Genomic DNA, 21781 nt, shown 5'->3' with positions numbered 1-21781 from the left:
AGGGAAAAAACCTTGGAGGAAGCGTCGCCCGCCGATCGAAGCAGCATCATCCGGATGAGCTTCTCTTACATTGAGCCTCGCCACCGCTTCGGCCTGCTGACCGACGAGCGCATGGCGCTCCTTGTCCGGGCGCGCGAGACGTTTCATGCCAATATTCCAAAGGATCTGGCCGGCGTTGTCGAACGCTACGATATCGAAAACTTCACCGCCTCAGCCAGCCTGATGGACAACATCCTGTTCGGCCGCATCGCGCTCGAGCAGGATGATACGTCGAAGCGCATTCGCGCCATAAGCCATGAGATATTCGACAATCTAGACCTCAGGAATGATGTTCTGTCGATCGGCCTTGATTTCGAAGTCGGATCCCAGGGTCGTCGCCTGACCGCTGCACAACGCCAGAAGCTCAACATGGCGCGCGTGTTGTTGAAGCGCTCCGACTATTTCATCTTCAACAAGCCGCTTTCGGCTTTGGATCGCCGCGCCCAGGACCGCATCATCACCAATGTCATGCAGATGTCACAGGACGATGAAACAAGCCCCTCGATCATATGGGTCCTGTCCAGTCCTGATGCCGCCCAGTTCTTCGAACGTGTTCTGGTCTTCGAGGGGGCGGCAAGCCTTGACAGCGGAAATTTCGCGGAACTTTCCGAGAAAAATAGTATTTTCAAAGAGCTGCTATCGTAATAACGTCTCTTTGAGCGCTAGGGGAGTGCTATGGCAATGTTATTGAAGGACGAAGTCGAAATGCTGCGGCGCGTGCCGATCTTTTCGCGCATCGCACCGACAAAACTGAAACTTCTGGCTTTTGCATCGGATCGCATCAGCTGTCGCGAAGGACAGAATCTGTTTCATCAGGGCGATGCCGGCGATGCGGCCTATGTCATTCTGTCGGGAACGGCCGAAGTCGTCGTTGATACCCCGACGGGCGAACTCAAGCTGGCAGACGTGGAGAACAACGCCATAGTCGGCGAGATTGCCATTCTGTGCGAGGTTTCGCGCACCGCGACCGTTCGCGCCACCAGCCGCCTTGAAGTGCTGAGGATCAGCAAGGACAATTTTCTCTGCCTGGTGCATGATTTCCCAGAAATTGCCATCGAGATCATGCGTGTCCTTGCCGAACGCCTCAATCACACCACTGCCGAGCTTACGGTCGCCCTGACCCAGAAGACGCCGGTCGTCAGCGGCTGAACTTGCCGTTCTTCAGGAAATGACTGACCTGATCGATGACCGTGGCATCGCTCATCATGAATGTATGCGTCACCGGCAGGACCAGATGATCGGTCATGCCGTCGATCTTGGTGCTTGCGACCGAGACCTTGCCGTCATTCGGACCACCGATGAGCGCGCTATAGAACGGGTTGAGCGAGACAGTACCGGCGATGATGCCGAGCTCGAAATCGGGAAGCGGCAGGACATTTGGGGTTGAGGTGGGTGCGGTCCCAAGCTCCATCCCCGCCGGGCCATTGATCCACCGGAATGGCGGTAGGTCGCCGAAGACATCGACAATCTCCGAACCATGATTGGGCGGCGCCAGCATCACAACCCGGCCGAGCCTGGCGGGACGATGCCGGGCAAGCCAGGCGCGCGCAAGAATGCCGCCCATCGAATGGGTGACAAAATGCACGCGCTGCTGCGGCCAGCAGTCGGCAACGGATCGGGTGACATGCGACATCAACCCCTCGATCGAGGCCTGTGTCGATGGATAACCGTTGTTGATCACCTGGTAGCCCTGCTCCTCCAGCGCTTCCTCGAGGCCCTGCATTGAGCGTTCGGTGCGGGCAAGGCCATGCAGCAGGACAACGCATTCGGCCATCGCGGATGAACTGATAGCGCAAACGCCGAACAGGGCCAGCAGCAGCCTGCGCATCATACAGCCTCCAGTCCTCACGAAAGCCGGCTTTCGCCGACGACACCGCTGCGCGATAGCAGGATGGCGATCGGCCTTGTGCCGCTGAATTCGGAAAGCACGATGACGAGCACGGCGGTGATCGGGATCGAGACGATGGCGCCTGCAATGCCCCACAGGCTCGTCCACACAGTCAGGCTGATCAGGATGGCATAAGGGCTGAGGTCCAGCGAATTGCCCATGATCTGCGGTTCCAGCACATTGCCGATCATGAACTGTACCACGCTGAGCGACAGGGCGAGCAGCAGGACCTGGTCCGGTTGTCCGAACTGACCCACCGCAATCACCGTCGGCACGAAGACACCGATGGCCGAGCCCAGATACGGAATGTAGTTGACCAGCGCGATGATGATCGCCCAGAGAACGGCAAATTCCAGCCCGAAAAACACCATGACGGCATAGCTGACCAGCCCCAGCACCACGTTGATCAGCGACTTGACCGCGAGATAGCGACCGACGCGATAGTTGATGTCGCTGATCACCGCACGCAGGCGGACGATCCGCTCGGGGTCGGAGGACAGCCGCCCGAGCTTGACATCGAAACTCCCCTGCTCCAGCAGCATGAAGACGACATTCAGCAGGACGAAGACCAGTCCGCCCAGCAGCGATGCCGATGAGACGACGCCGCTGCGCAGCGTGGCCTGCAGATTGATCTGGCCGAACAGGTCGTTGCGCAGCGTCTCCCAGGTCACATCCCCCTGGAAGCCGACAAAACCTGCCAGTGCCTGCGCCATCTCCAGGAATTTGACCTGATATTCCGGTGCCTTGGCGGCAAAGACCACCAGATTGGCGGCCAGCAGCGTGACTAGCTGGATCAGCCCGTAGCCAATCACCAGCGCTGCAAGCGTATAACGCAGACCGGTCGGAAGGCGTGTCCCGATCACCGGGATTGCCCCGGTCAGCCCGGCAATCGCCGAGACGACATAGGCGATCATCAAGGCAAGCACCATCGGCACCAGGACCTCGGCACCGATATACAGGAACCAGCCGACCATCAGCGCAAGGGCCACCCCGAGGACTAGGTTGAGCAAGGAGACGGACGACGTGGCGGTCCCCGCAGGATCGGATGGACGAAGCTCGGTCATGCAGACATTCCTTCCTGGAGGCGATGGCGCGGATCAATGGTGAACGCAGCGGAAACTTTGCCAGCGGTACCCGACAGCTCCGCAGCACACGAAGAACTGGCGCTGACAGCCATGTCAGACATCCTCCACCAACTGGTCTATATCGAAGGTCGAGCGCACTCCGACATCGGCAAGATGGGCCTGTCCGAAGGCAATCGCCGCCCGGCGCCCCTCTTCGAACAGCATCTGCAGAAAATCCCATTCGGCGTTCAGCTTGGAGGAATGGCCAAGCGTCACCATGATATCGGATGTAATGCGATGCAGCCGCATCTCCTTCCACTGGCGTGCCTCTCCGTGACCGGGATCGACGACCCGACGCAGCAGCGCGATCATCCGCAATTCCTTCAGCAGTTGCGCGTTGAAGGAAATCTCGTTCAGCCGACTGGCGATCTCGCGCGCTGTTTTCGGCGTTTCCAGACGCTCAACGGGATTGATCTGGACAATCAGCGTATCATGGCTGTCGCATTCCCTCACCAGCGGCGTCATCGTCGGATTGCCGGCATAGCCACCGTCCCAATAAGGAACGCCATCGATCTCGATGGCCTGAAACATCGACGGCAGGCAGGCCGATGCCAGCAGCACGTCGACGGTGATCTCGTGTTTGCGAAACACCCGCCCCTGTCCCGTATGCACATTGGTCGCCGTGATGAATAATTTGATCGGCCCATCTGCAAGATCGGGAAAATGGATGATCTCGGCCAAGAGGTCGCGCAGGGGATTTCCGGCAATGCCACCGAGAGAATAGGGCGAGACCATGCGCGCCATGATATCCATCGCGAGAAAGGCTGGCGAATTGTCCAGGCTCCAGTCACCGGTGATGCGTTCCAGCGGCCCCCTTTTCAACGGGCTGAAACGGGCCGCTTCCGACGTCTTGCGCCAGAAGGCGGTCAGCATGTCACGGGCGGTCTGCCGCCCTCCCCGCGCCATGCCGGCTGCCAGAACCGCGGCGTTCATCGCCCCTGCCGAAGTTCCAGAGATCCCGTCGATCTCGATCGCTTCCTCTTCCAGAATGCGGTCGAGCACACCCCAGGTGAAAGCCCCGTGCGAGCCGCCGCCCTGGAGCGCCAGATCGATGGGAGGAATACTCGTTTTTGCTGTCCGCACATCCGTTCCTGCGTTTGCCGCCATGTTCGACACCTGTTTCCAGCATTTCGTCGCTATGTTCGGACCCGTTGCAGATCAGGGCTGCAGTGCCGCAACCTTCTGCTTCAGCAGTTCCAAAGCCTCGTCCGTCCAACCCGGCTGATCGGTTAGCGACGCCCAGGCGTCGACATAGTGATCGAAGGCATAGACATGGCCGAAGCCTTTCGGCGGCAACACGGCGAGCATGATGTCGAAGCCGAGTTGCAGAAAGGTCACCACCGGGATCCACACCATGTCCGGCGAGACATCCGGACCAAGCGGCTTATTCATCCATTCCGGCCGCCGCCACAGCGCGCGCGGATCGAAGAACGCCACGGCATCGCTGGCATATTGCAGGAAAATCACCCGGTATAGCCCCCAAGGCGCCGGTGCCTCCCGCAACGTGTTGCGCTGTGAGGTGAAGCGGATCACCGAGCCATCGCGAAAGGTCGGCAGCCAGCTTGGCGTGCCGGGATTGCGCGCCGCAGTGACCGATACCCAGGTGCGGGTGTTGAAAGGAGGACCGGCCCACAATGCCCCCTGATACGGGTCACCGATGACCTGGTGCAAATCGTGGCTGAGGTCTGAGTTCAAGGCGCCAAGGCTCAAGCCGTGCAGATAGAGCTTCGGTCGGAGATCGCGTGGAAGCGTCCGCCAATGACCGTAGATGGCGGCAAAGACCGCCCGCGATGTCTCCACCCCATAGCTCGGATCGGCCAGGAGGGCGATCCAGCTGGCCAGATAGGAATATTGCACCGATACCGACGCCACGTCGCCATGCAGGATATATTCCAGCGCCGACTGGCTTTCGGGATCGACCCAGCCCGTGCCCGTCGGCGTGACGATGACCAGGTTCGTCCGCTCGAAGGCCCTGATCCGGATCAGTTCCTGCAAGGCAAGCTCCGCCCTGGCCTGGGGCGTCTCGGCGGAATTGAGCCCGACATAGACCCTGAGCGGTTCCAGCGCTGCAGCACCGGACATCTGTTCGATCATCGCCTGATCCGGGCCGGCCGCAACCAGCCGTCGGCCTGCCCGCCCAAGGCTCGCCCAGTCAACCAGGGATCCCGGCCCACCGGTCTTGAACGCATCGACAGGCTGCACGCTGTCGTCATCGAAGCGACTGTCGAGTTCGCTATAGATGCCGTCGAGGAAACGCATCACGCCACCGACCAGCACACCATTGCCGATCGTCCAGAACATCATTGCCGTAACCGCCAATGCGACAACCGCCGCCGGCGGCCCGGGAATATGGCGTGCCAGCCGATTGGACAGGCGCTGGGCAATAATGCCGAACAGCCGGAAGACCAGGACCAGGACGGCAAACACCGCGAGCGCCACGGCAGCGATCGTCCAGGGCCCGGCGCTATCGATCGGCTCCATATCCATCAGCGCCCGAAGCCGGTTCTGCCATCCGGCCGCCCACCAGAGCATGGCAACCACAATCGACAGGCTGACCAGTGCAGCCAGCAGAAGGCCACGCCGCCGCGCTCGCCCCTGCACGGACGGCAGATGCAGCGAAAGCCACAGCCAGCGCAAAAGCACACCCAGACCATAGCCGGCAGCAAGGCAGAAACCGCTCAGCGCCCCCTGGATCAGCGGCGCACGCGGCACCAGGCTCGGCGTCAGAGAGGCAGCAAAGAACAGCGCGCCGATGATCAGACCGACACCCGAAAGCGCCTGAAGAAATGCCCAGACCGGGCGTCCGGCAGGACTGGATAACCTGTTGCTTGTATTCATCGAGCGTGTCTTCCCCCTGAACCGGCCCTACCAGTCCGCCCTGCCAATCCACCGCGTCAGGCCGGCCCGGAGGACATCTTGCCGACCTTCCATGCCATTATCCCGACCGACAGCCCGATGCTGATCAGATTTGCACCGAGCATCACCCCGATCAGCCAGAATCCGGTAACCGGCATGGCCGCAAACAGCGCCAGCGCCAGGAGCACCGACAGAACCCCGCTGGCGAAGATCCATATCCAGTTCGGCAATGGTCGGATGGTGAAGGCAAAGACGATCTTGGAAATGCCCTCCATCATGAAAAAGACGATCAGAAGCAGCGACAGCAGCAGGATGCCCTGACCGATATTGCGCAGCAACAGCACCCCGATCATGATCCCGAGGATCACCGACACCAGTTGCAGCCAGAAATTCGGCGCATGGCGAGCGCTGATCAGTCCGATCGCCTGGATAAACCCGCTGACGATCAGCAGCCAGCCGAAGGTGAAAACCGCCGCAGCCGAGGATACGACCGGAAACAGCATGGCAAAAATGCCCGCCACCACAAGCAGCGCCGCCTCGACCAGATGAAATGCCGAGTGCCGACGCACGGCATCCCGTGCAGCTTCACGATAAACCTGGGCTGCGGCATCAAGACCAATGGGCATGTCGACCACCTTTCTCTCTGTTGAAACGGCTATTTCGAGCGGATTGCCGTGATCGACGGACTGTCGGACGAGACCAGAACAAGCCCGCCATCGGCGTCGAAATCGAACCGATCGATCTTTTCCATCGCCGACAGGAACGACGCCTCGATCCGGCTCTTGTGCTCCTCGCAAGCCATCATTGAGCCGGCCATGCCGCGCTGAAAGCTGAAGCCCTCGCCGGTCAGCGTGAAGCCGCCGAAATAGCGATTGCAGCCGGACGAGCCGAAGACGCTGGCCTTTGTCGCATCGAACTCGAGACTGACATAGACATCCTCCGGCACGGTGACATCGCCGATCTTGGTGACGCGCCATGCCGCGCCTGCCAACAGCGAAACAGGCTCTCCGCCGCAGCCACTGAAGGTCTTGCCGCCCGTCGCAACCGTGACAGTCATCGGGTTGGGCATGCCCGTCATCGTATCGCGGCAAAGGACCAGTGCAATATCGACCGCAAGATCGCTCGCATCGTCCATGTAGTGCCAGACGTTGTCCTTGAGGACCGGCTCGGACAGCGCACCCTCTGCCGTCAAGCCGCCATCGGCAGTCCGAAACGAGATCCGTCCGTCAGCAAGCGTCACCACCCAGCCCGGCTCGTTGCCGCGCGCCGTAAAGGGCAGTTCCGGTTTGGCTGCGGTCTCGCTCGCAGCATGAGCCAAGGACGATGCACAGGCAAGCAACGCGCAGAGCGAGATCAGCTTCGGTTTCAATCGCATGGTTCTATCCTCCTCATCATCGGACTTGGCATTGTCAGAAACAGGGTGACGCAGCCCCGACGACGGCTACCTCTGCCTTTCAGGAGCAGCCTGGACCGTTCCTCCCCACAGCCGATTTCGTCACATGCACCCGCCGACCTATTCATAGCTGTAGGGCTGCAGATAGGCGCCATCGACAAGCTCGCCGGTCCCGTCACGAAGCAAAAGATGCGCCGGAATACCGTCAGGTCGCTTGCGTTCCGGCGGCAACGGCGAAACATAGGTCCGGCCTTTCAGGCGCCGGTCGAAATCGGCCCTGGCGCCGGCCCGCAGCTCCGGATCGACCAGCAGATCATAGCCGACACCCGCCATCACCCGGGCCGAGGCCAGTGCCGCCTTGTCACCGATCGACATGCCGCCGCAGGCCGTTAGCGGCCACATATGCAGGCCGACACCGAGCGGCATGCAGGCCCAGGCAAACAGTGCCGTCGGCGTGACGAAGCTGACATCGCCGACATCGGTGGCGCCGCCGGTGGTGGTCTCCGGGATCATCGGCGCGATCGCCGGACTGAGACCGAGTTCGGCATGCCCCATCTCCTTCTGGCAACCGCGCGCAAACGCCTGTTCGTCCTCCGTCCAGTCGACGCCGATGGCATTCATGTGGCGCAGCACCTGTCCGGCCAAGGTCTCGTTGGGTATGAGGTCATGCATGCCGAAGAACAGGTCGAACTCGGCTTTTGTCTGGGTCGCCAGCGCCGCCCCATCGGCAATTTCCCGCAGCCAGCTGGTGATCGCGGTGACCCGCTCGCGGTCGCTGTCGCGGATCATGATCAGGATCTCACCGACCTCCGGCACGACATTCGCCGCGATCCCGCCTTGGGTATAGATGTAATGCACGCGCGACGTCGGCTCGATATGCTCGCGCATGAACTGCACGCCGACGGCGAACATTTCCGCGCCCTTGAGGCCGCTGCGCCCTTCCCAGGGCGCCACGCCCGCATGCGCGGTGCGGCCGGTGAAGCGCACACGCGCCATGTTGACCGCTGCGGTGCGCAGCAGACCTGTCGCGGTGATCGGCGCCGGATGCCAGGCAAGCGCCGCGTCCAGGTCGTTGAAATACCCGTCGCGCACCATGAACACCTTGGCGCCCTGTGTCTCTTCGGCCGCGCATCCATAGACCCGCAACGTGCCTGCGGTCCCATTCTCCTGCATCATCTTCTTCAGGGCGAAGGCAGCGCCGGTGCAGCCGGCTCCGAGCATGTTGTGGCCGCAGCCATGCCCGACATCGACCCCGGCCGGACCGGGCGTCTGGCGTGGCTCAGCAGCATTGCCCAGCCCCGGCAGCGCGTCATATTCCGGCAGGAAACCTATCTTCGGACCACCGCTTCCCTGCGACCACTCGGCAATGAAAGCCGTCGGTATGTTCGACGTGCCGCGACTGACGATCGTGAAGCCGGCAGCCTCCAGCTCGCGCAGGTGGATCTTCGAGGAAATATCCTCCTCCAGAGACAGCTCCGCATTTTCCCAGACCTCGCGGGAGATCCGCAAGATCGCATCGCGCACCGCGTCCACCGCCCTCGCCGCCGGTTCGACGGAGCTCGGCGGCGGCAGATCTGCCTGACTTGTGGCGGCCACTGCTGCTTTTGCATCGACAGCAGCCATCAGGCCTGTGGCGATCGCAGCACCTCCGCTGACAGCAAACGAGGTCTTCAGGAAATCGCGGCGCGCCATGTCGGCAAAGGATGTGGATTCAGCCATGGGTTTCTCCTTCGAGGCGATCAAATCGTGGCACATCAAAGCCACAACATTCCCGGCGGATCGGCGGGGCGGCAAATGCATGTTCGCGAGATCGGCAAGAACCGGAAATCATGCACCGCGACGCGCTGACCTTGAGCCAAGGGTGATGAGCAACGAGCCATCGGTCAATCGCCAGACACCTTGTTGCCTCATCCCCACAAATTCCCGGCGTCGCGGGAATGCGCATTTTGGCTAGAGGCGTAGATTGCCCAGAACCACCAGCAGACCCGGAGGCCAACTGCGATATCTTTCCGCCGGACAGGCGGGGCAATGTGACCATAAACAACAACAAACGCTTGATCATGGCGGCCGCTCGATTGCGATCTGGACCAATTTAAGAGCAGCAAAGCCCAGAACAAACAACAGGATCGGCACAATCAGATCAGTTTTCGTAAAAAAACGGACGTGATGCAAAAAAATGGGACGCATCGCCATGATTCACTGTCGAAGAGCCCGGAAAAAATGCCGAAAAAACATCGACGGATCTGATGGAGATCTTCCGTGCAAACCACCCTCAACGAATACAGATTTCCACCACATTCGGGACGTGATGCAGAATCTCCGGACTCCAGGCTGATCACTTTGGCTCTCAAACAATCCTATAGTTGCAAGGGGGACAATCACGCTGTGGTTGTTTTAGGGGATCGGTTTTGCGCCGGAGGGGGCTTCGATGGCAGTGACACTGGCACGAAAGATGTGGGGCTCGTCCTGGCTGAAAATGCGGCCGGACACGCCGTCGAAAAAGACGTCTCTGCCGTCGCAGGATCCTTCGACCGAACGACCGACGGCAGCGGCCACCGCATGACTTCACCGTTTGTCCGCAGCACCATCGCCGACTGATCCATTTCCCGTACAGCAACAGGAGTTTCGCATGTCCACACTGATCGCGATCGTTTATCCGAACGAAAAACAGGCCGAAGACGTCCGTTCCAAGCTCCTCAGCTTGCAACGGGAATACATCATCACACTCGGGGACGCCGTGATTGCAACGAAGACCGAGGCGGGCAAGATCAAGCTGAACCAGCTGATCAACACCACCGCCGCCGGCGCCGCATCTGGCAGCTTCTGGGGCTTGCTGATCGGTGTGATCTTCCTCAACCCACTGCTCGGCGTTGCCGTCGGCACGGCATCCGGCGCTGTCAGCGGTGCGCTGACCGATGTCGGGATCAACGATCCCTTCATGAAGGAACTCGCGGCCAGCCTGACCCCGGGCAACGCCGCTCTTTTTGTTCTCGTCAAGGAGATGACCGAAGACAAGGTGCTGAAGGAAATCGCGCCATTTGGTGGCGTGGTGCTCAAGTCGTCGCTGGACGAAAGCAAGGAGCAGGTCCTGCGCGACGCGCTGGCCGCAGCCGAAAAACCGGTCTGATCACCCGCCTGGAAAGCCGGGAGGGAAGAGCCCACACAACGTGGTGGAGTGTCTTCCCTCCCGTGCATCCGGGCGCACCGGCAAACTCGATCTGCGGTAGCCGCCTATGTAAGTCCTGACTTTTATTGGATGAAAACGGATACGCGTCACTTTAAATATTATAAAATGCGAAAAAGCAGCTATGATTTTTTAGTGGTGCATAACTTTCCCATAAGTTGTAAATGAAACTATAAATTTTGATCGCTTGGGTATTTGTATGGCAGTTTTCGAGCGGCATACCATGTCTGAAGCAGCCCCGTTATTTTCCCCGGTTGCCGCCGCGGAGAAAAGCGGCCCGGCGACATCGCTTCTGCCCCATTCCTTTTCCACCGATCACATCGACAAAGCCGATCGCTTTAGCGCCTGGCGCCGCAGCTACCAGCCCATGGTGGACCTGAGGCAAAAGCCTTCCGCCAGCGGAAGCACATTTTCGGGCAAGCAGGTGCTTTGGGATCTCGGTGAGATTGCCTTGGCGGAAATCAGGACCGAAGGCCTCGATTTTATCAGTTGGCCCATGCAGATGAAAAACAGCGGGCTTGATCACTGGTGCCTGACCCTGTTTCTCGACGGAACATGTCACACGGATACCGGCGACGATCAGTATGTATCATCGTCGAGACTTCTGCAGGTCCACCCGCTTGGCAGCCGATTCAGCGGTTCGCTGACGGATTGCCACTTCATCATGCTGTGGATTCCCCGCAGTTTCTGCGGTGACAGCGCGCATGTCCTAGACAGCGTCGCCTTCCAGTCGATCTGCGGCCCCATGGGCCAGATGCTGTCATCCTACATCACCTGCCTCGTCGCGCAGATGCCCTATGTGACGACCACCGAGGCGAGCGCGCTTGCCCATGCGACCAGAGACATGGTGATCGCCTGCGCCGCGCCGTCAGCCGACAGGATCAACGCATCGAAGGACCAGTTCGCAGCGACGCTCATCGAGCGGGCGCGCAAATTCATCCAGCAGAACCTCTACAATTCGGCCCTCGGTCCCGATCTGCTCATGCGTGAAATGGCCATGTCGCGCACCAAGCTCTATAATCTCTTCGAACCGGTGGGCGGCATTCATCGCTACATCAAGCGGCAACGGCTCTGTGAGGCGCACAAACGCCTGGTCGATGCCCAAAATCCATGCCGAATTCAGGATATTGCCGAACGGCTGGGCTTCAACGATGGCGCCGACTTCAGCCGGGCCTTCAAGCGGGAGTTCAGCTACACGCCCAGCGACGCGAGGCACCATTTCATTCAGACGAGCTATCAGGACACGCAGAACCTGGAAAATCTCGCGCCCTCGGACAAGCTTCCCTTCATCCTGCGACGGCTTCAGTTCTAGGCATCTGGCCTATAGCCAGCCAGCTTGCAAGCCCATTTTGCTCCGCCGATTTTGCCGGCCGGCACCGGAGACAAACCGAAAGCAACAGTTAAACGACGTCCAGGAGATCCACGCCGTGACCACCATTCAAGTGCCTGGCCTTTTGACCGTGACGATCGCCATCCTGGTGTTTTTCATCGGCAGCATGCTCAACCGGTCGATCGCCGTCCTCAGTCACTTCAGCATTCCTGAAGCGGTCAGCGGCGGGCTGCTGGCGGCGCTGTGCACACTTGCGCTTTACAGCATGGTGTCGACCGAGATTATTTTCGATCTCGCGGCCCGCGACATGCTGCTGCTCTACTTCTTCACCGGCATCGGCTTGAATGCACGGTTTGCGGATCTGGTGCGCGGCGGTCGCCCACTCCTTATTCTGCTTGCCCTGACGGTGACATTCCTGCTCATCCAGAACGGCATCGCCCTTGCTGGCGCCGCTCTGTTTGGCCTTCCCGATGGACTGGCCGTCTTCCTCGGCTCGGCCTCCCTGATCGGCGGCCATGGCACGACCATTGCCTGGGCGCCGCTGGTGCAGGCGCGCTTCGGCATCACCAACGCGCTGGAGATCGGCATAGCCAGCGCCACCCTTGGCCTCGTCATCGCCAGCCTGATCGGCGGCCCGCTGGCGCATCACCTGATCCAGCGGCATAACTTGAAGGGTCCGGAAGAGAAAGAATTGACCGTCGGCGTGCCCGCCGATGCAGGCGAGCGCCATGCCGACGACGTCAGCTACCGCAGCCTGCTGCAGACGCTCTTCGTCATGAACCTCGCCATTCTCGCTGGTTACACCTTGCATGAACTCGTCGACGACATCGGCATCAAGCTGCCGCTGTTTGTCATGTGCCTGCTATGCGCCATTGCCATGACCAACCTGGTCCCGCTCGCCGCCCCGCGCCTGCCATGGCCGTCGGGATCGCGCGCCCTGTCGCTGATCTCGGATCTGTCGCTCAGCATTTTCCTCGCCATGTCGTTGATGAGCATGCAGCTATGGGCGCTGGGCGGGTTGGGGATTGCCCTGATCGCCATCCTGTTCCTGCAAACCGTGGCAACCGTTGTCTATATTCTCCTGGCCGTCTTCCCCGCCATGGGCAGAAACTATGATGCGGCGGTGATTTCGGCCGGATTTGGCGGGGTCACGCTCGGCGCCACGCCGACAGCCATCGCCAACATGGCGGCCATTACCAAATCCCATGGTGCCGCACCGATGGCCTTCATCATCGTGCCGCTGGTCTCGGCCTTCTTCATCGACCTCGCCAATGCGGCCGTGATCGGCTTCCTGCTCCGATAGAGGCCTGGAACTAGGACGCCAGACTTTAACGCCTACCGTCCCGAACGGCGCATATCGACGACACGGCCATTGTGGCGATTGAGTGCGATCTCGAAGCGCCGGCCGTCGCGTGTGGCTCGGTAGACAAAGAATCTGCCACGGCAATCGACTGTGCGGATATCGCGAAAGCCGTGGCTACGAAGCCGGTTGCGTCCTTCCTGGCATGTGATCGATCGCCCGTTGCTGACATTCGAGCCGATGGAGATATTGATATTGACCCGCGCATCAACCGGAGTGGCCGCCGGAAAGACAAGCATCAGGCAGAGAAAAAGTCCAAGCAATCGGCGCATAACAATCCTCCAGAATAACAAAATTTAGGAATATAATGATCATATGAGCCAATGCGTGCGGATCAAGTGCTGAAATGCACTTCGGTGTATCGCTTGGCACGATGGCAGGCAGTACGCTCGAACAGAAGCCATGCACCAAAGCGCGATGCGTCACGATGCGACGAAATCAATCTGTTTTCGTCTCGCCTGGATTGCGTCGAAACATCCGCCGCCTCGACAGCAGACCCGCTTGACAAAGACCATTTGACCGTATTTTAATCACGCTCAAGTTCTGGGCAAATCTTGCCGAACTGATCAAATGACCTCGTCCGTCGCAGGGCAACAGCGCCCCACAACGCCCCGGTTTCCGGGAACCGCGTTGTGGGATTTTTTGTGTTTGGATTTCTGATGCAAGAGACCGTGAAGATCGGTATCCTCTATTCGACCACCGGGCCTTATGGCTCGATGGGTCGAGACGCCCGCGATGGCGCCGATTTTGCCTATCACGATTATCGCGCCGCCGGCGGCACCAGGGTCGAGCTGGCCTTCTTCGATCCTCATGCCGATCTCGCTGCCTATGTCGAAGGCGCACGCCACCTGATCCGCGATGAGGGCTGCCGCCACATCGTCGGCACCATCACCTCGGCCGCGCGCAAGGAAGTCATACCGCTCGTCGAAAAGCACGACGGCCTGCTGTGGTACATGTGCCCCTATGAAGGTTTCGAGGCCAATGAAAACGTCCTCTATATCGGCGGCTGTCCCAACCAGCATCTGATCCCGCTGTTCGAACACCTGATCCCGCGACACGGCGCGCACCCCTATCTGGTCGGCGCCAACTATGTCTGGGGCTGGGAGATGAACCGGCTTGCCCGCGAGCTGATCAACAATGTCGGCGGCACGGTTCTCGGCGAACGCTATCTGCCGCTGGAAGAGACGGATGTCGAGCGCATTGTCGCCGACATCGCCGAAAAGCGCCCAAGCTTCGTTCTCAACAATCTGATCGGCCCCTCGAGCTACGCGTTCCTGGCGGCCATGAAAAAGCTCGGTGAGCGCGATCCGGCCTTCCTGCCCGAAAATTGTCCGGTCGCGAGCTGCGACCTGCAGGAATGCGAACTGACGGACATCGATGACGGCGCCGGCATAGGCCAGCTGTGCGCGGCATCCTATTTCGACAGCCTCGACACCGCCGAAAACCTCGCCTTCAAGGCCAGGCTGCAGGCCTGGAGACCGGGTGAACGCAAGGTCTCTAGCGTCTTTGCCAGCGCCTACACCGCCGTCAGCCTGTGTATCGCAGCGATCGAGGCTGCCGGATCGGAAGAACCGGCAAAGGTCCGCGACAAGATTGTCTCAAGAAGCTGGCCGACGCTGTTCGGCGAGATGCACATCGATCCCGACACCAATCATGCAGCACTGCCCTTCCTGCTCGGCCAGATCAATCCTGAGGACGGCTTCGATGTCATCGCGGCCCGCCCGGCTCTGCCGGCTGATCCCTATCTGACCGGCGCAACCCTGACCCTCAAGCCGAAGCTGAGGGTGGTGTCATGATCACGCGGACCCCGAATTTCACCGGATGGCGAGCGACGATCCTCACCGAAGAGGATGGCAATACGGAACGGTTGCGCCGTCAGCTGAGCCTTCTTGGCATCGAGGTCCATTGCCAGTGGAGCCCGATCATCGAAAGCGCCATGCCGAAACTCATCCTTGTCGATGCCGACCGTGGCTGGGACGAACTCCTGCCCTGGGGCACGGGCACACCGACCCGCCCGGTCGTCGCCCTGCTCGGCTCGGAAGCACCGGGCCGGATTGCCTGGGCCATTCGCCAGGGTGCGGGCGCGATCATCCCCAAGCCGATCACGGCATCCGCAATCTACCCAGCCCTGGTCCTTGCCGTCTCGATCCACGAGGCACGCCTGTCCGCGGAACGGCAGATTGCCCACTTGGAAGAACGCCTGAAGCTGCGCCCGGTCGTCTATGCCGCCATCGCCCGCCTGACCAGCGAACGGCAGATCGGCGAGGACGCCGCCTATTCGGTCCTCAGGGATTGCGCCATGCGCCGCCGCCTGCCGATCGAACAGATCGCCGCCTTCTTCCTGGCCGGTTCGGAACCATTGCGCGAGGTTGGCAAATGCGGGCGCTGAAGGAACTCGCCCGTCAACCCTCCGCCCTCTTCGGGCTCGCCATAATTCTCGGCGTCCTGATCCTGGCACTCGCCGCACCGCTGATCGCACCATTCGATCCCGATAACCAGATGTTCGATGGCCTGACGCTGGAAGGCGCGCCCATGCCGCCTGGCGGTCAGTTCCTGCTCGGCACCGACACCCTCGGCCGCGATCTCTTCTCCCGCCTGCTCTATGGCGCGCGGACCTCGCTGATCATCGGCCTCGTCGCCAACGGCGTCGCGGTCACCATCGGCCTTTTTGTCGGCATCACCGCCGGCTACATGCGTGGTTGGGTCGGAACCCTTTTGATGCGCTGCACCGACCTGATGATGGCCTTCCCGGCCCTGCTGCTTGCCATCGTGCTTGCCGCCATCCTCAAGCCCAGCCTTTGGATCGTCGCCATGGTGATCGCTCTGGTCAACTGGGTCCAGGTCGCCCGCATCGTCTACACCGAGACCCGCGGCCTGGTCGAGCGCGACTTCATCATGGCAGAGCGCGCGCTGGGCGCCGGCCACGGACGCATCGTGTTTCGGCACATCCTGCCGCATCTGATCCCCACCGCCATTGTCTGGGGCACGCTCGGCATCGCAACCACCGTCCTGCTCGAGGCAACACTCTCCTTCCTCGGCGTCGGCGTCCAGCCGCCGCAACCTTCCTGGGGCAATATCATCTTCGAGAGCCAGAGCTATTTCCAGGCAGCCCCCTGGCTGGTCTTCTTCCCCGGCGCCCTCATCCTTGTGACCGCTCTCGCCTTCAACCTCGTTGGTGACGCCCTGCGCGACATTCTCGATCCGACACAACGCGGGAGAGGCTGATGCTGGGCGTCCTGACAAAACGGCTGCTGCAATCGGCGCTCATCCTGCTCGGCGTCGCCGCGATCACCTTCGTGCTTCTGTATGCCTTGCCTGCAGATCCGGCCCGGATGATTGCCGGACGCAGCGCCACCGCCCAGACCGTGGCCAATATCCGGCACGAACTCGGACTGGACCAACCGCTCCTGACACAGTTCCTGCATTATCTCCGTGGTTTGCTGCAAGGGGATCTCGGTCGCTCCTACGCCCAGAAAACGCAGGTCGTGACCCTGATCATCGCGCGCCTGCCGGCGACCTTGGTCTTGATGGCGGCCGGGATTTTTGTCGAAGTTGCCATCGGCCTGACGCTAGGCATAACTGCCGCCCTCAATCGCGGCGGCTTGACCGATAGGCTGGTGATGGCCTCGGCCTTTGTCGGCGTGTCGGCCCCGCAATTCGTCGTCGCCTTGCTGTTGCTCTATCTATTCGCCGCGACGCTCGGCTGGTTCCCGATGAGCGGCTATGGCAGTTTTGCCCATGTGGTGCTGCCCGCCATGACGCTCGGCATCCTCGGTGCCGGCTGGTATGCCCGCATGGCACGCTCGGCGATGATCGATGTGCTCAACCAGGACTATATCCGCACCGCCCGGGCCAAGGGGCTTTCCGCCCGCCGCATCGTGCTGCGCCACGCGCTTCCCAATGCCATCCTGCCGATCATCGCCATGATCGGCATCGATATCGGCCAGTTCATGGGCGGCGTCGTGGTGGTGGAAGCCGTCTACGGCTGGCCCGGGATCGGCCAGCTCGCCTGGCAGGCCATCCAGCAGGTCGACATCCCGATCATCATGGGTGTCACCCTGACCTCCGCCCTCGCGATCATCATCGGCAATCTCGTCGCAGACATCATCGCGCCGATGATTGACCCACGCATCCGTTCACACTGAATCACAACAAAAAGGGGAACAGAAACATGTTCAAACGCTGGTTACTTGCATCGACGACAGCAGCCGTGCTGGCCATCCTCCCGATCGCGGCACAGGCCCAGACCAATGGCGGCGATATCGTCGTCACCTACAAGGACGACATCACCACGCTCGATCCCGCGATCGGTTATGACTGGGTCAACTGGTCGATGATCAAGAGCCTCTTCTCCCGTCTGATGGATTACGAACCCGGCACGGCCAATCTGGTCCCGTCGCTGGCCGAAAGCTTCACCGTCTCGCCCGACGGCCTGACCTATGAATTCAAGCTGCGCAAGGGCGTCAAGTTCTCCAACGGCCGCGAGGTTGTTGCCTCCGACGTCAAATACTCGATCGAGCGCGCCATCAATCCGAAGACCCAGGGGCCTGGCGCCGGCTTCTTCGGTGCCGTCAACGGCTTTGCCGACCTGACGGGCGGCACGAGCGAAACCCTGTCGGGCATCGAGACGCCGGACGACGGCACCGTCATCTTCAAGCTGTCGCGCCCGGACGCCACCTTCCTGCATGTGCTGGCAATCAACTTCGCCTCCGTCGTGCCGAAGGAAGCCGTCGATGCCGCCGCCGGTGATTTCGGCAAGAAGCCTGTCGGTTCCGGCACCTTGATCCTGAAGGACTGGACGATCGGTCAGAAGCTGAGCTTCGAGCGCAACCCCGACTATTACATCAAGGGCGTCCCATATATTGATTCCGTCACCGTCGAAGTCGGCCAGGAACCGCTAGTGGCGCTGCTGCGGCTGCAGAAGGGCGAAGTCGACATCGCCGGCGATGGCATCCCGCCGGCCAAGTTCCTCGAGATCAAGAATTCGCCGGAAGGCGCCCAGATGATCGTCGACGGCGAACAGCTGCATACCGGCTATGTCACGCTCAACACCAAGGTGAAGCCGTTTGACGACGTAAAAGTCCGACAGGCTGTCAACATGGCGATCAACAAGGAGCGCATCACCCGCATCCTGAACGGTCGCGCCACGCCTGCCAACCAGCCGCTTCCGCCGCTGATGCCGGGCTACGACAAGGCGTTTACCGGCTACGGCTATGACGTCGACAAGGCCAAGGCATTGCTCGCCGAAGCCGGCTATGCCGATGGTTTCGAGACCGTGCTCTTTTCGACCAACACCGATCCGCAGCCGCGCATCGCCCAGGCAATCCAGCAGGATCTCGCCGCGGTCGGCATCAAGGCAGAAGTCCGCGCACTGGCACAGGGCAATGTCATTGCCGCCGGCGGCACCGAAGGCGAAGCACCGATGATCTGGTCCGGTGGCATGGCCTGGATTGCCGACTTCCCGGATCCGTCCAACTTCTACGGTCCGATCCTCGGTTGCGGCGGCGCGGTTCAGGGCGGTTGGAACTGGTCCTGGTATTGCAACGAGGCACTCGACAAACGCGCGATCGAGGCCGATTCCATGTCGGACCCGGCCAAGGTTGCGGAACGTCAGGCAGCCTGGGGCAAGATCTTCACCGACATCATGGCGGACGCCCCCTGGGTGCCTGTGATCAACGAGCGCCGTGTGGTTGCCAAGTCGGCGCGCATGGGCGGCCCGGACAATATCTATATCGATCCGACCCGCGTCATCAACTACGACGCGATCTTCGTGAAGTAACACATAAAGCCGGATTACCCCGAACCCGGCCCCCTCCTCGTCAATGGAGAGGGGCCGGCTACGGACCGAATACGAACTGAAAACCGCTGAACGGAGACCTGTCATGTGCGTCGCCTGCACCCATACCATCCACCGCGCTCAGCACAATTTCGGCTGGAACCGGGATTTCCCGCCAGCGCTTTCGGCGAAGCCCGGTGAAACGATCCTGTTTGAGTGCCTCGATTCCTCCGGCGGTCAGATCGGCCGCGACGCGACACTCGAGACCCTGGCCAATCTCGACTTCGGCAGGATCAATCCGGTCTCCGGCCCGGTCTATGTCGAGGGCGCAGAACCTGGCGACGCACTCAAGGTGACCATCCGCAAGTTTCACCCCTCCGGCCATGGCTGGACCGCCAACATTCCAGGCTTCGGCCTGCTCGCCGATCAGTTCAAGGACCCGGCTTTGCATGTCTGGTCCTATGACACGGTGAGCATGGCGCCATCCGCCTTCGGCCCCGGCGGTCGGGTCCCGTTGAAACCCTTCACCGGCACGATCGGCGTCGCACCCGCCGAAACCGGCCTGCATTCCGTCGTCCCGCCCCGCCGCGTCGGCGGCAACATGGACATCCGTGACCTGACGGCCGGCGTAACCCTCTACCTGCCCATCGAAGTCGAAGGCGCCCTTTTCTCGGTCGGCGACACCCATGCCGCTCAGGGAGACGGCGAAGTCTGCGGCACCGCGATCGAAAGCCAGATGAATGTCGAGCTGACGCTCGATCTGGTGAAAGGCGCCAATCTCAAGTCACCACGCTTCACCACCACCGAACCTGTCACCCGCCATCTCGATGGCGCCGGCTATGAAGTCACCACCGGTATCGGCCCCGACCTGATGACTGGCGCGCGCGAAGCCGTCATGCGCATGGTCGACCTGCTGTCTTCCGACCACGGGCTGAACCCGGTCGATGCCTATATGCTCTGCTCCGTCTGCGGTGATCTCAGGATCAGCGAGATCGTCGACATGCCGAATTGGGTCGTATCCTTCTACTTCCCGCGGATCGTATTCGCGTGAACGAGCATATCCTGCCTCTGCTTGAGTCTGTGCCGGTCCTGTCCGTCCGAGATCTGAACGTCGACGCCCGCACGCCGGACGGCCTGAAACGTATCCTCGATCACGTCAGCTTCGATCTGGGCCCCGGCGAGACGCTGTGCCTTGCCGGCGAATCCGGCTCGGGAAAATCCGTGACATCCCTGTCGATCATGGGACTGCTGCCGAAAGCATCGCTGAAAGTCGCGTCCGGGGCAATCGAGCTTGAAGGCCGCAGTATCCTCGGCATTTCCCATCGCGCACTTCGCCGGATCCGCGGCGGTGAGATAGCGATGATCTTTCAGGAGCCGATGACCTCGCTCAATCCGGTCATGACGATCGGAGAGCAGCTCATCGAGACGATCCGCGAGCATCAGGCCGATCGGGGCAGTGGTGCCGAAGCGACGGCGAAAGCCATGCTTGATGCCGTGCAGATCAGCAATGCCACCGCACGAATGAAGCAATATCCCCATGAACTGTCGGGCGGCATGCGCCAGCGCGTGATGATCGCCATGGCGCTCTCCTGCCGGCCAAGGGTCCTGATTGCCGACGAACCGACCACAGCACTCGACGTCACCGTCCAGGCGCAGATCCTGATGCTGATGCGCGAACTTCGTCGCGAGTTCAACACCTCGATTCTCATGATCACTCACGACATGGGCGTGGTCGCCGAAATGGCCGACCGCGTGGCGATCATGCAGCATGGCCGTATCCTCGAACAGGGCAACGTCTTTGACATCTTCGGCAAGCCGGCTGAACTCTACACGCGGCAATTGCTCGCAGCCGTGCCAAGGCTTGGCGCCCATGCCGGCACGACTGCTCCGCCGCGCGTGTCGCAGCCACCGGTACCGGTATCGTCCCCGACCCCGACACCGACCACCGTATTGGAGGTCAGGGAACTGAGTGTCACCTACGCCGCAAAAGCCGCCTGGTTCGGCACGGCAAAGCCAGCCACGCCAAGCGTCGATACGGTCTCCTTCTCGATCAAGGCCGGCCAGACCCTGGGACTGGTGGGCGAAAGCGGATCGGGCAAATCGACAACCGGCAAGGCGGTGCTCAACCTGATCCCGTTTTCCGGCAGCGTGAAGATCGACGGCAACGAGATCCGGCATCTGTCTCCGCGCGCCATGCGCCCGATCCGCCGCTCGGCCCAGATGATCTTCCAGGATCCCTATGCGTCGCTCGACCCGCGCATGAGCGTCGGTGCGGCGATCATCGAGCCTCTGCTCATCCATCGGGTCGGCAATGCATCCGAGCGCGAGGACAGGCTTGCCATGCTACTGAGACGCGTCGGGCTGACGCCGGACGCAGCATCCCGCTATCCGCACGAGTTTTCCGGCGGCCAGCGCCAGCGCATCTGCATCGCCCGGGCGCTTGCACTCGAACCCAGGCTGATCGTCGCCGACGAAAGCGTCGCCGCACTCGATGTTTCGGTGCGCGCCAGGGTTCTGGACCTGATGTTGGAACTGCAGGAACAGATGGGTCTGGCCTACCTGTTCATCTCGCATGACATGGCGGTGATCGAGAAGATGTCGCATGATGTCGCCGTGATGAAAGGTGGCCGGATCATCGAAATCGGCAAGCGCCAGCAGATTTTCGAGGATCCTTGCGAGAACTACACCCGCCTGCTGATGGCCGCCGTCCCGGTTGCGGACCCCCTGCACTATCGACGCGGCTAGCCAGCAAGCCGCTCACAGCGGGACCAAAACGACAAAAGCCCCTGCGGGATGTCCGCAGGGGTTTTGTTATGTTGGCTTGCATTTGG

At 61.1% G+C, this 21781-nt stretch carries 20 protein-coding genes and 1 pseudogene; 13 read left to right on the top strand and 8 right to left on the bottom strand.

All coding sequences use genetic code 11. The annotated features are described in order from the left end of the window. Together PDO_RS23440 and PDO_RS23435 are read left to right on the top strand one after the other, a co-directional pair. Positions 1–684: pseudogene (locus tag PDO_RS23440) on the top strand (ABC transporter ATP-binding protein); the annotation flags it as partial. Positions 685–720: 36 nt separating this feature from the next. Then, positions 721–1188, top strand: coding sequence for a cyclic nucleotide-binding domain-containing protein (locus PDO_RS23435; RefSeq protein WP_007607684.1), 468 nt, complete (start codon positions 721–723; stop codon positions 1186–1188). Here PDO_RS23435 and PDO_RS23430 read toward each other — a convergent pair. From PDO_RS23430 to PDO_RS23400, 7 genes are all read right to left on the bottom strand, one after another. Next, positions 1178–1870, bottom strand: a complete 693-nt coding sequence (locus PDO_RS23430; protein WP_244426515.1) for an esterase/lipase family protein — start codon at positions 1868–1870, stop codon at positions 1178–1180. The genes PDO_RS23435 and PDO_RS23430 overlap by 11 nt on opposite strands. A 14-nt stretch (positions 1871–1884) precedes the next feature. Then, positions 1885–2991: an AI-2E family transporter gene (locus tag PDO_RS23425; protein WP_007607678.1), complete on the bottom strand. Its 1107-nt coding sequence runs from the start codon at positions 2989–2991 to the stop codon at positions 1885–1887. A 114-nt stretch (positions 2992–3105) separates the two neighbouring features. Further along, the gene (locus tag PDO_RS23420) at positions 3106–4158 is read right to left on the bottom strand and encodes a patatin-like phospholipase family protein (protein WP_007607673.1); all 1053 of its coding nucleotides are present in this window, start codon (positions 4156–4158) and stop codon (positions 3106–3108) included. A 51-nt stretch (positions 4159–4209) separates the two neighbouring features. Next, positions 4210–5889 carry an alpha/beta hydrolase gene (locus PDO_RS23415; protein ID WP_007607672.1) on the bottom strand — a complete coding sequence of 560 codons (1680 nt, stop codon included), beginning with the start codon at positions 5887–5889 and terminating at the stop codon, positions 4210–4212. Between the two features lie 56 nt (positions 5890–5945). Next, positions 5946–6533 (bottom strand): HdeD family acid-resistance protein, encoded by a 588-nt coding sequence (locus tag PDO_RS23410; protein WP_007607670.1) that lies wholly within the window; start codon positions 6531–6533, stop codon positions 5946–5948. Between the two features lie 29 nt (positions 6534–6562). After that, positions 6563–7282 carry an META domain-containing protein gene (locus PDO_RS23405; RefSeq protein ID WP_007607663.1) on the bottom strand — a complete coding sequence of 240 codons (720 nt, stop codon included), beginning with the start codon at positions 7280–7282 and terminating at the stop codon, positions 6563–6565. Positions 7283–7420: 138 nt separating this feature from the next. After that, positions 7421–9019, bottom strand: coding sequence for an amidohydrolase (locus PDO_RS23400; RefSeq protein WP_007607661.1), 1599 nt, complete (start codon positions 9017–9019; stop codon positions 7421–7423). A gap of 540 nt (positions 9020–9559) precedes the next feature. Here PDO_RS23400 and PDO_RS28115 point away from each other — a divergent pair. The 4 genes from PDO_RS28115 (at position 9560) to gltS (ending at position 13117) form a co-directional block, all read left to right on the top strand. Further along, positions 9560–9898, top strand: a complete 339-nt coding sequence (locus tag PDO_RS28115; protein ID WP_007607660.1) for a hypothetical protein — start codon at positions 9560–9562, stop codon at positions 9896–9898. 31 nt (positions 9899–9929) lie between these two features. Next, positions 9930–10427 (top strand): DUF1269 domain-containing protein, encoded by a 498-nt coding sequence (locus tag PDO_RS23395; protein WP_007607659.1) that lies wholly within the window; start codon positions 9930–9932, stop codon positions 10425–10427. Positions 10428–10707: 280 nt separating this feature from the next. Beyond that, positions 10708–11796, top strand: coding sequence for a helix-turn-helix domain-containing protein (locus PDO_RS23390; protein ID WP_007607657.1), 1089 nt, complete (start codon positions 10708–10710; stop codon positions 11794–11796). A gap of 115 nt (positions 11797–11911) precedes the next feature. Next, a complete protein-coding gene (gene gltS, locus PDO_RS23385) occupies positions 11912–13117 on the top strand; it encodes a sodium/glutamate symporter (protein ID WP_007607655.1) in 1206 nt (401 codons plus the stop codon). A 32-nt stretch (positions 13118–13149) separates the two neighbouring features. Here gltS and PDO_RS23380 read toward each other — a convergent pair whose 3' ends face one another. Then, positions 13150–13446, bottom strand: coding sequence for a hypothetical protein (locus PDO_RS23380; protein ID WP_007607653.1), 297 nt, complete (start codon positions 13444–13446; stop codon positions 13150–13152). Positions 13447–13833: 387 nt separating this feature from the next. Here PDO_RS23380 and PDO_RS23375 point away from each other — a divergent pair, with 387 nt between their 5' ends. The 7 genes from PDO_RS23375 to PDO_RS23345 all read left to right on the top strand — a co-directional run bounded on the left by PDO_RS23375 (position 13834) and on the right by PDO_RS23345 (position 21695). Beyond that, positions 13834–14970, top strand: coding sequence for a transporter substrate-binding protein (locus tag PDO_RS23375; protein ID WP_007607652.1), 1137 nt, complete (start codon positions 13834–13836; stop codon positions 14968–14970). Continuing rightward, positions 14970–15563 carry an ANTAR domain-containing protein gene (locus PDO_RS23370; protein WP_085995864.1) on the top strand — a complete coding sequence of 198 codons (594 nt, stop codon included), beginning with the start codon at positions 14970–14972 and terminating at the stop codon, positions 15561–15563. Before PDO_RS23375 ends, PDO_RS23370 begins: the two co-directional genes overlap by 1 nt. Next, positions 15551–16399, top strand: a complete 849-nt coding sequence (locus PDO_RS23365; protein WP_007607644.1) for an ABC transporter permease — start codon at positions 15551–15553, stop codon at positions 16397–16399. The genes PDO_RS23370 and PDO_RS23365 overlap by 13 nt, the downstream gene beginning before the upstream one ends. Beyond that, the gene (locus tag PDO_RS23360; RefSeq protein ID WP_007607642.1) at positions 16399–17319 is read left to right on the top strand and encodes an ABC transporter permease; all 921 of its coding nucleotides are present in this window, start codon (positions 16399–16401) and stop codon (positions 17317–17319) included. The genes PDO_RS23365 and PDO_RS23360 overlap by 1 nt, the downstream gene beginning before the upstream one ends. Before the next feature lie 26 nt (positions 17320–17345). Continuing rightward, on the top strand, positions 17346–18953 hold the full coding sequence (locus PDO_RS23355; protein ID WP_007607641.1) for an ABC transporter substrate-binding protein: 1608 nt from the start codon (positions 17346–17348) through the stop codon (positions 18951–18953). 103 nt (positions 18954–19056) lie between these two features. After that, positions 19057–20001: an acetamidase/formamidase family protein gene (locus PDO_RS23350; RefSeq protein WP_007607640.1), complete on the top strand. Its 945-nt coding sequence runs from the start codon at positions 19057–19059 to the stop codon at positions 19999–20001. Further along, positions 19998–21695 carry an ABC transporter ATP-binding protein gene (locus PDO_RS23345; RefSeq protein ID WP_007607639.1) on the top strand — a complete coding sequence of 566 codons (1698 nt, stop codon included), beginning with the start codon at positions 19998–20000 and terminating at the stop codon, positions 21693–21695. Before PDO_RS23350 ends, PDO_RS23345 begins: the two co-directional genes overlap by 4 nt. Positions 21696–21781 lie beyond the last annotated feature (86 nt).

The sequence above is a fragment of the Rhizobium sp. PDO1-076 genome (assembly GCF_000247475.1).
In the GTDB taxonomy this organism is placed as follows: Bacteria; Pseudomonadota; Alphaproteobacteria; order Rhizobiales; family Rhizobiaceae; genus Allorhizobium.
This window is presented reverse-complemented; position numbering and strand designations above follow the sequence as displayed.

Excerpts from the sequence above, each read along its gene's own strand:
- PDO_RS23435 (WP_007607684.1), top strand. The coding sequence starts at position 721 with ATGTTATTGAAGGACGAAGTCGAAATGCTGCGGCGCGTGCCGATCTTT.
- PDO_RS23430 (WP_244426515.1), bottom strand. The coding sequence starts at position 1,870 with ATGATGCGCAGGCTGCTGCTGGCCCTGTTCGGCGTTTGCGCTATCAGT.
- PDO_RS23425 (WP_007607678.1), bottom strand. The coding sequence starts at position 2,991 with ATGACCGAGCTTCGTCCATCCGATCCTGCGGGGACCGCCACGTCGTCC.
- PDO_RS23420 (WP_007607673.1), bottom strand. The coding sequence starts at position 4,158 with ATGGCGGCAAACGCAGGAACGGATGTGCGGACAGCAAAAACGAGTATT.
- PDO_RS23415 (WP_007607672.1), bottom strand. The coding sequence starts at position 5,889 with ATGAATACAAGCAACAGGTTATCCAGTCCTGCCGGACGCCCGGTCTGG.
- PDO_RS23410 (WP_007607670.1), bottom strand. The coding sequence starts at position 6,533 with ATGCCCATTGGTCTTGATGCCGCAGCCCAGGTTTATCGTGAAGCTGCA.
- PDO_RS23405 (WP_007607663.1), bottom strand. The coding sequence starts at position 7,282 with ATGCGATTGAAACCGAAGCTGATCTCGCTCTGCGCGTTGCTTGCCTGT.
- PDO_RS23400 (WP_007607661.1), bottom strand. The coding sequence starts at position 9,019 with ATGGCTGAATCCACATCCTTTGCCGACATGGCGCGCCGCGATTTCCTG.
- PDO_RS23395 (WP_007607659.1), top strand. The coding sequence starts at position 9,930 with ATGTCCACACTGATCGCGATCGTTTATCCGAACGAAAAACAGGCCGAA.
- PDO_RS23390 (WP_007607657.1), top strand. The coding sequence starts at position 10,708 with ATGTCTGAAGCAGCCCCGTTATTTTCCCCGGTTGCCGCCGCGGAGAAA.
- PDO_RS23380 (WP_007607653.1), bottom strand. The coding sequence starts at position 13,446 with ATGCGCCGATTGCTTGGACTTTTTCTCTGCCTGATGCTTGTCTTTCCG.
- PDO_RS23375 (WP_007607652.1), top strand. The coding sequence starts at position 13,834 with ATGCAAGAGACCGTGAAGATCGGTATCCTCTATTCGACCACCGGGCCT.
- PDO_RS23365 (WP_007607644.1), top strand. The coding sequence starts at position 15,551 with ATGCGGGCGCTGAAGGAACTCGCCCGTCAACCCTCCGCCCTCTTCGGG.
- PDO_RS23360 (WP_007607642.1), top strand. The coding sequence starts at position 16,399 with ATGCTGGGCGTCCTGACAAAACGGCTGCTGCAATCGGCGCTCATCCTG.
- PDO_RS23355 (WP_007607641.1), top strand. The coding sequence starts at position 17,346 with ATGTTCAAACGCTGGTTACTTGCATCGACGACAGCAGCCGTGCTGGCC.
- PDO_RS23350 (WP_007607640.1), top strand. The coding sequence starts at position 19,057 with ATGTGCGTCGCCTGCACCCATACCATCCACCGCGCTCAGCACAATTTC.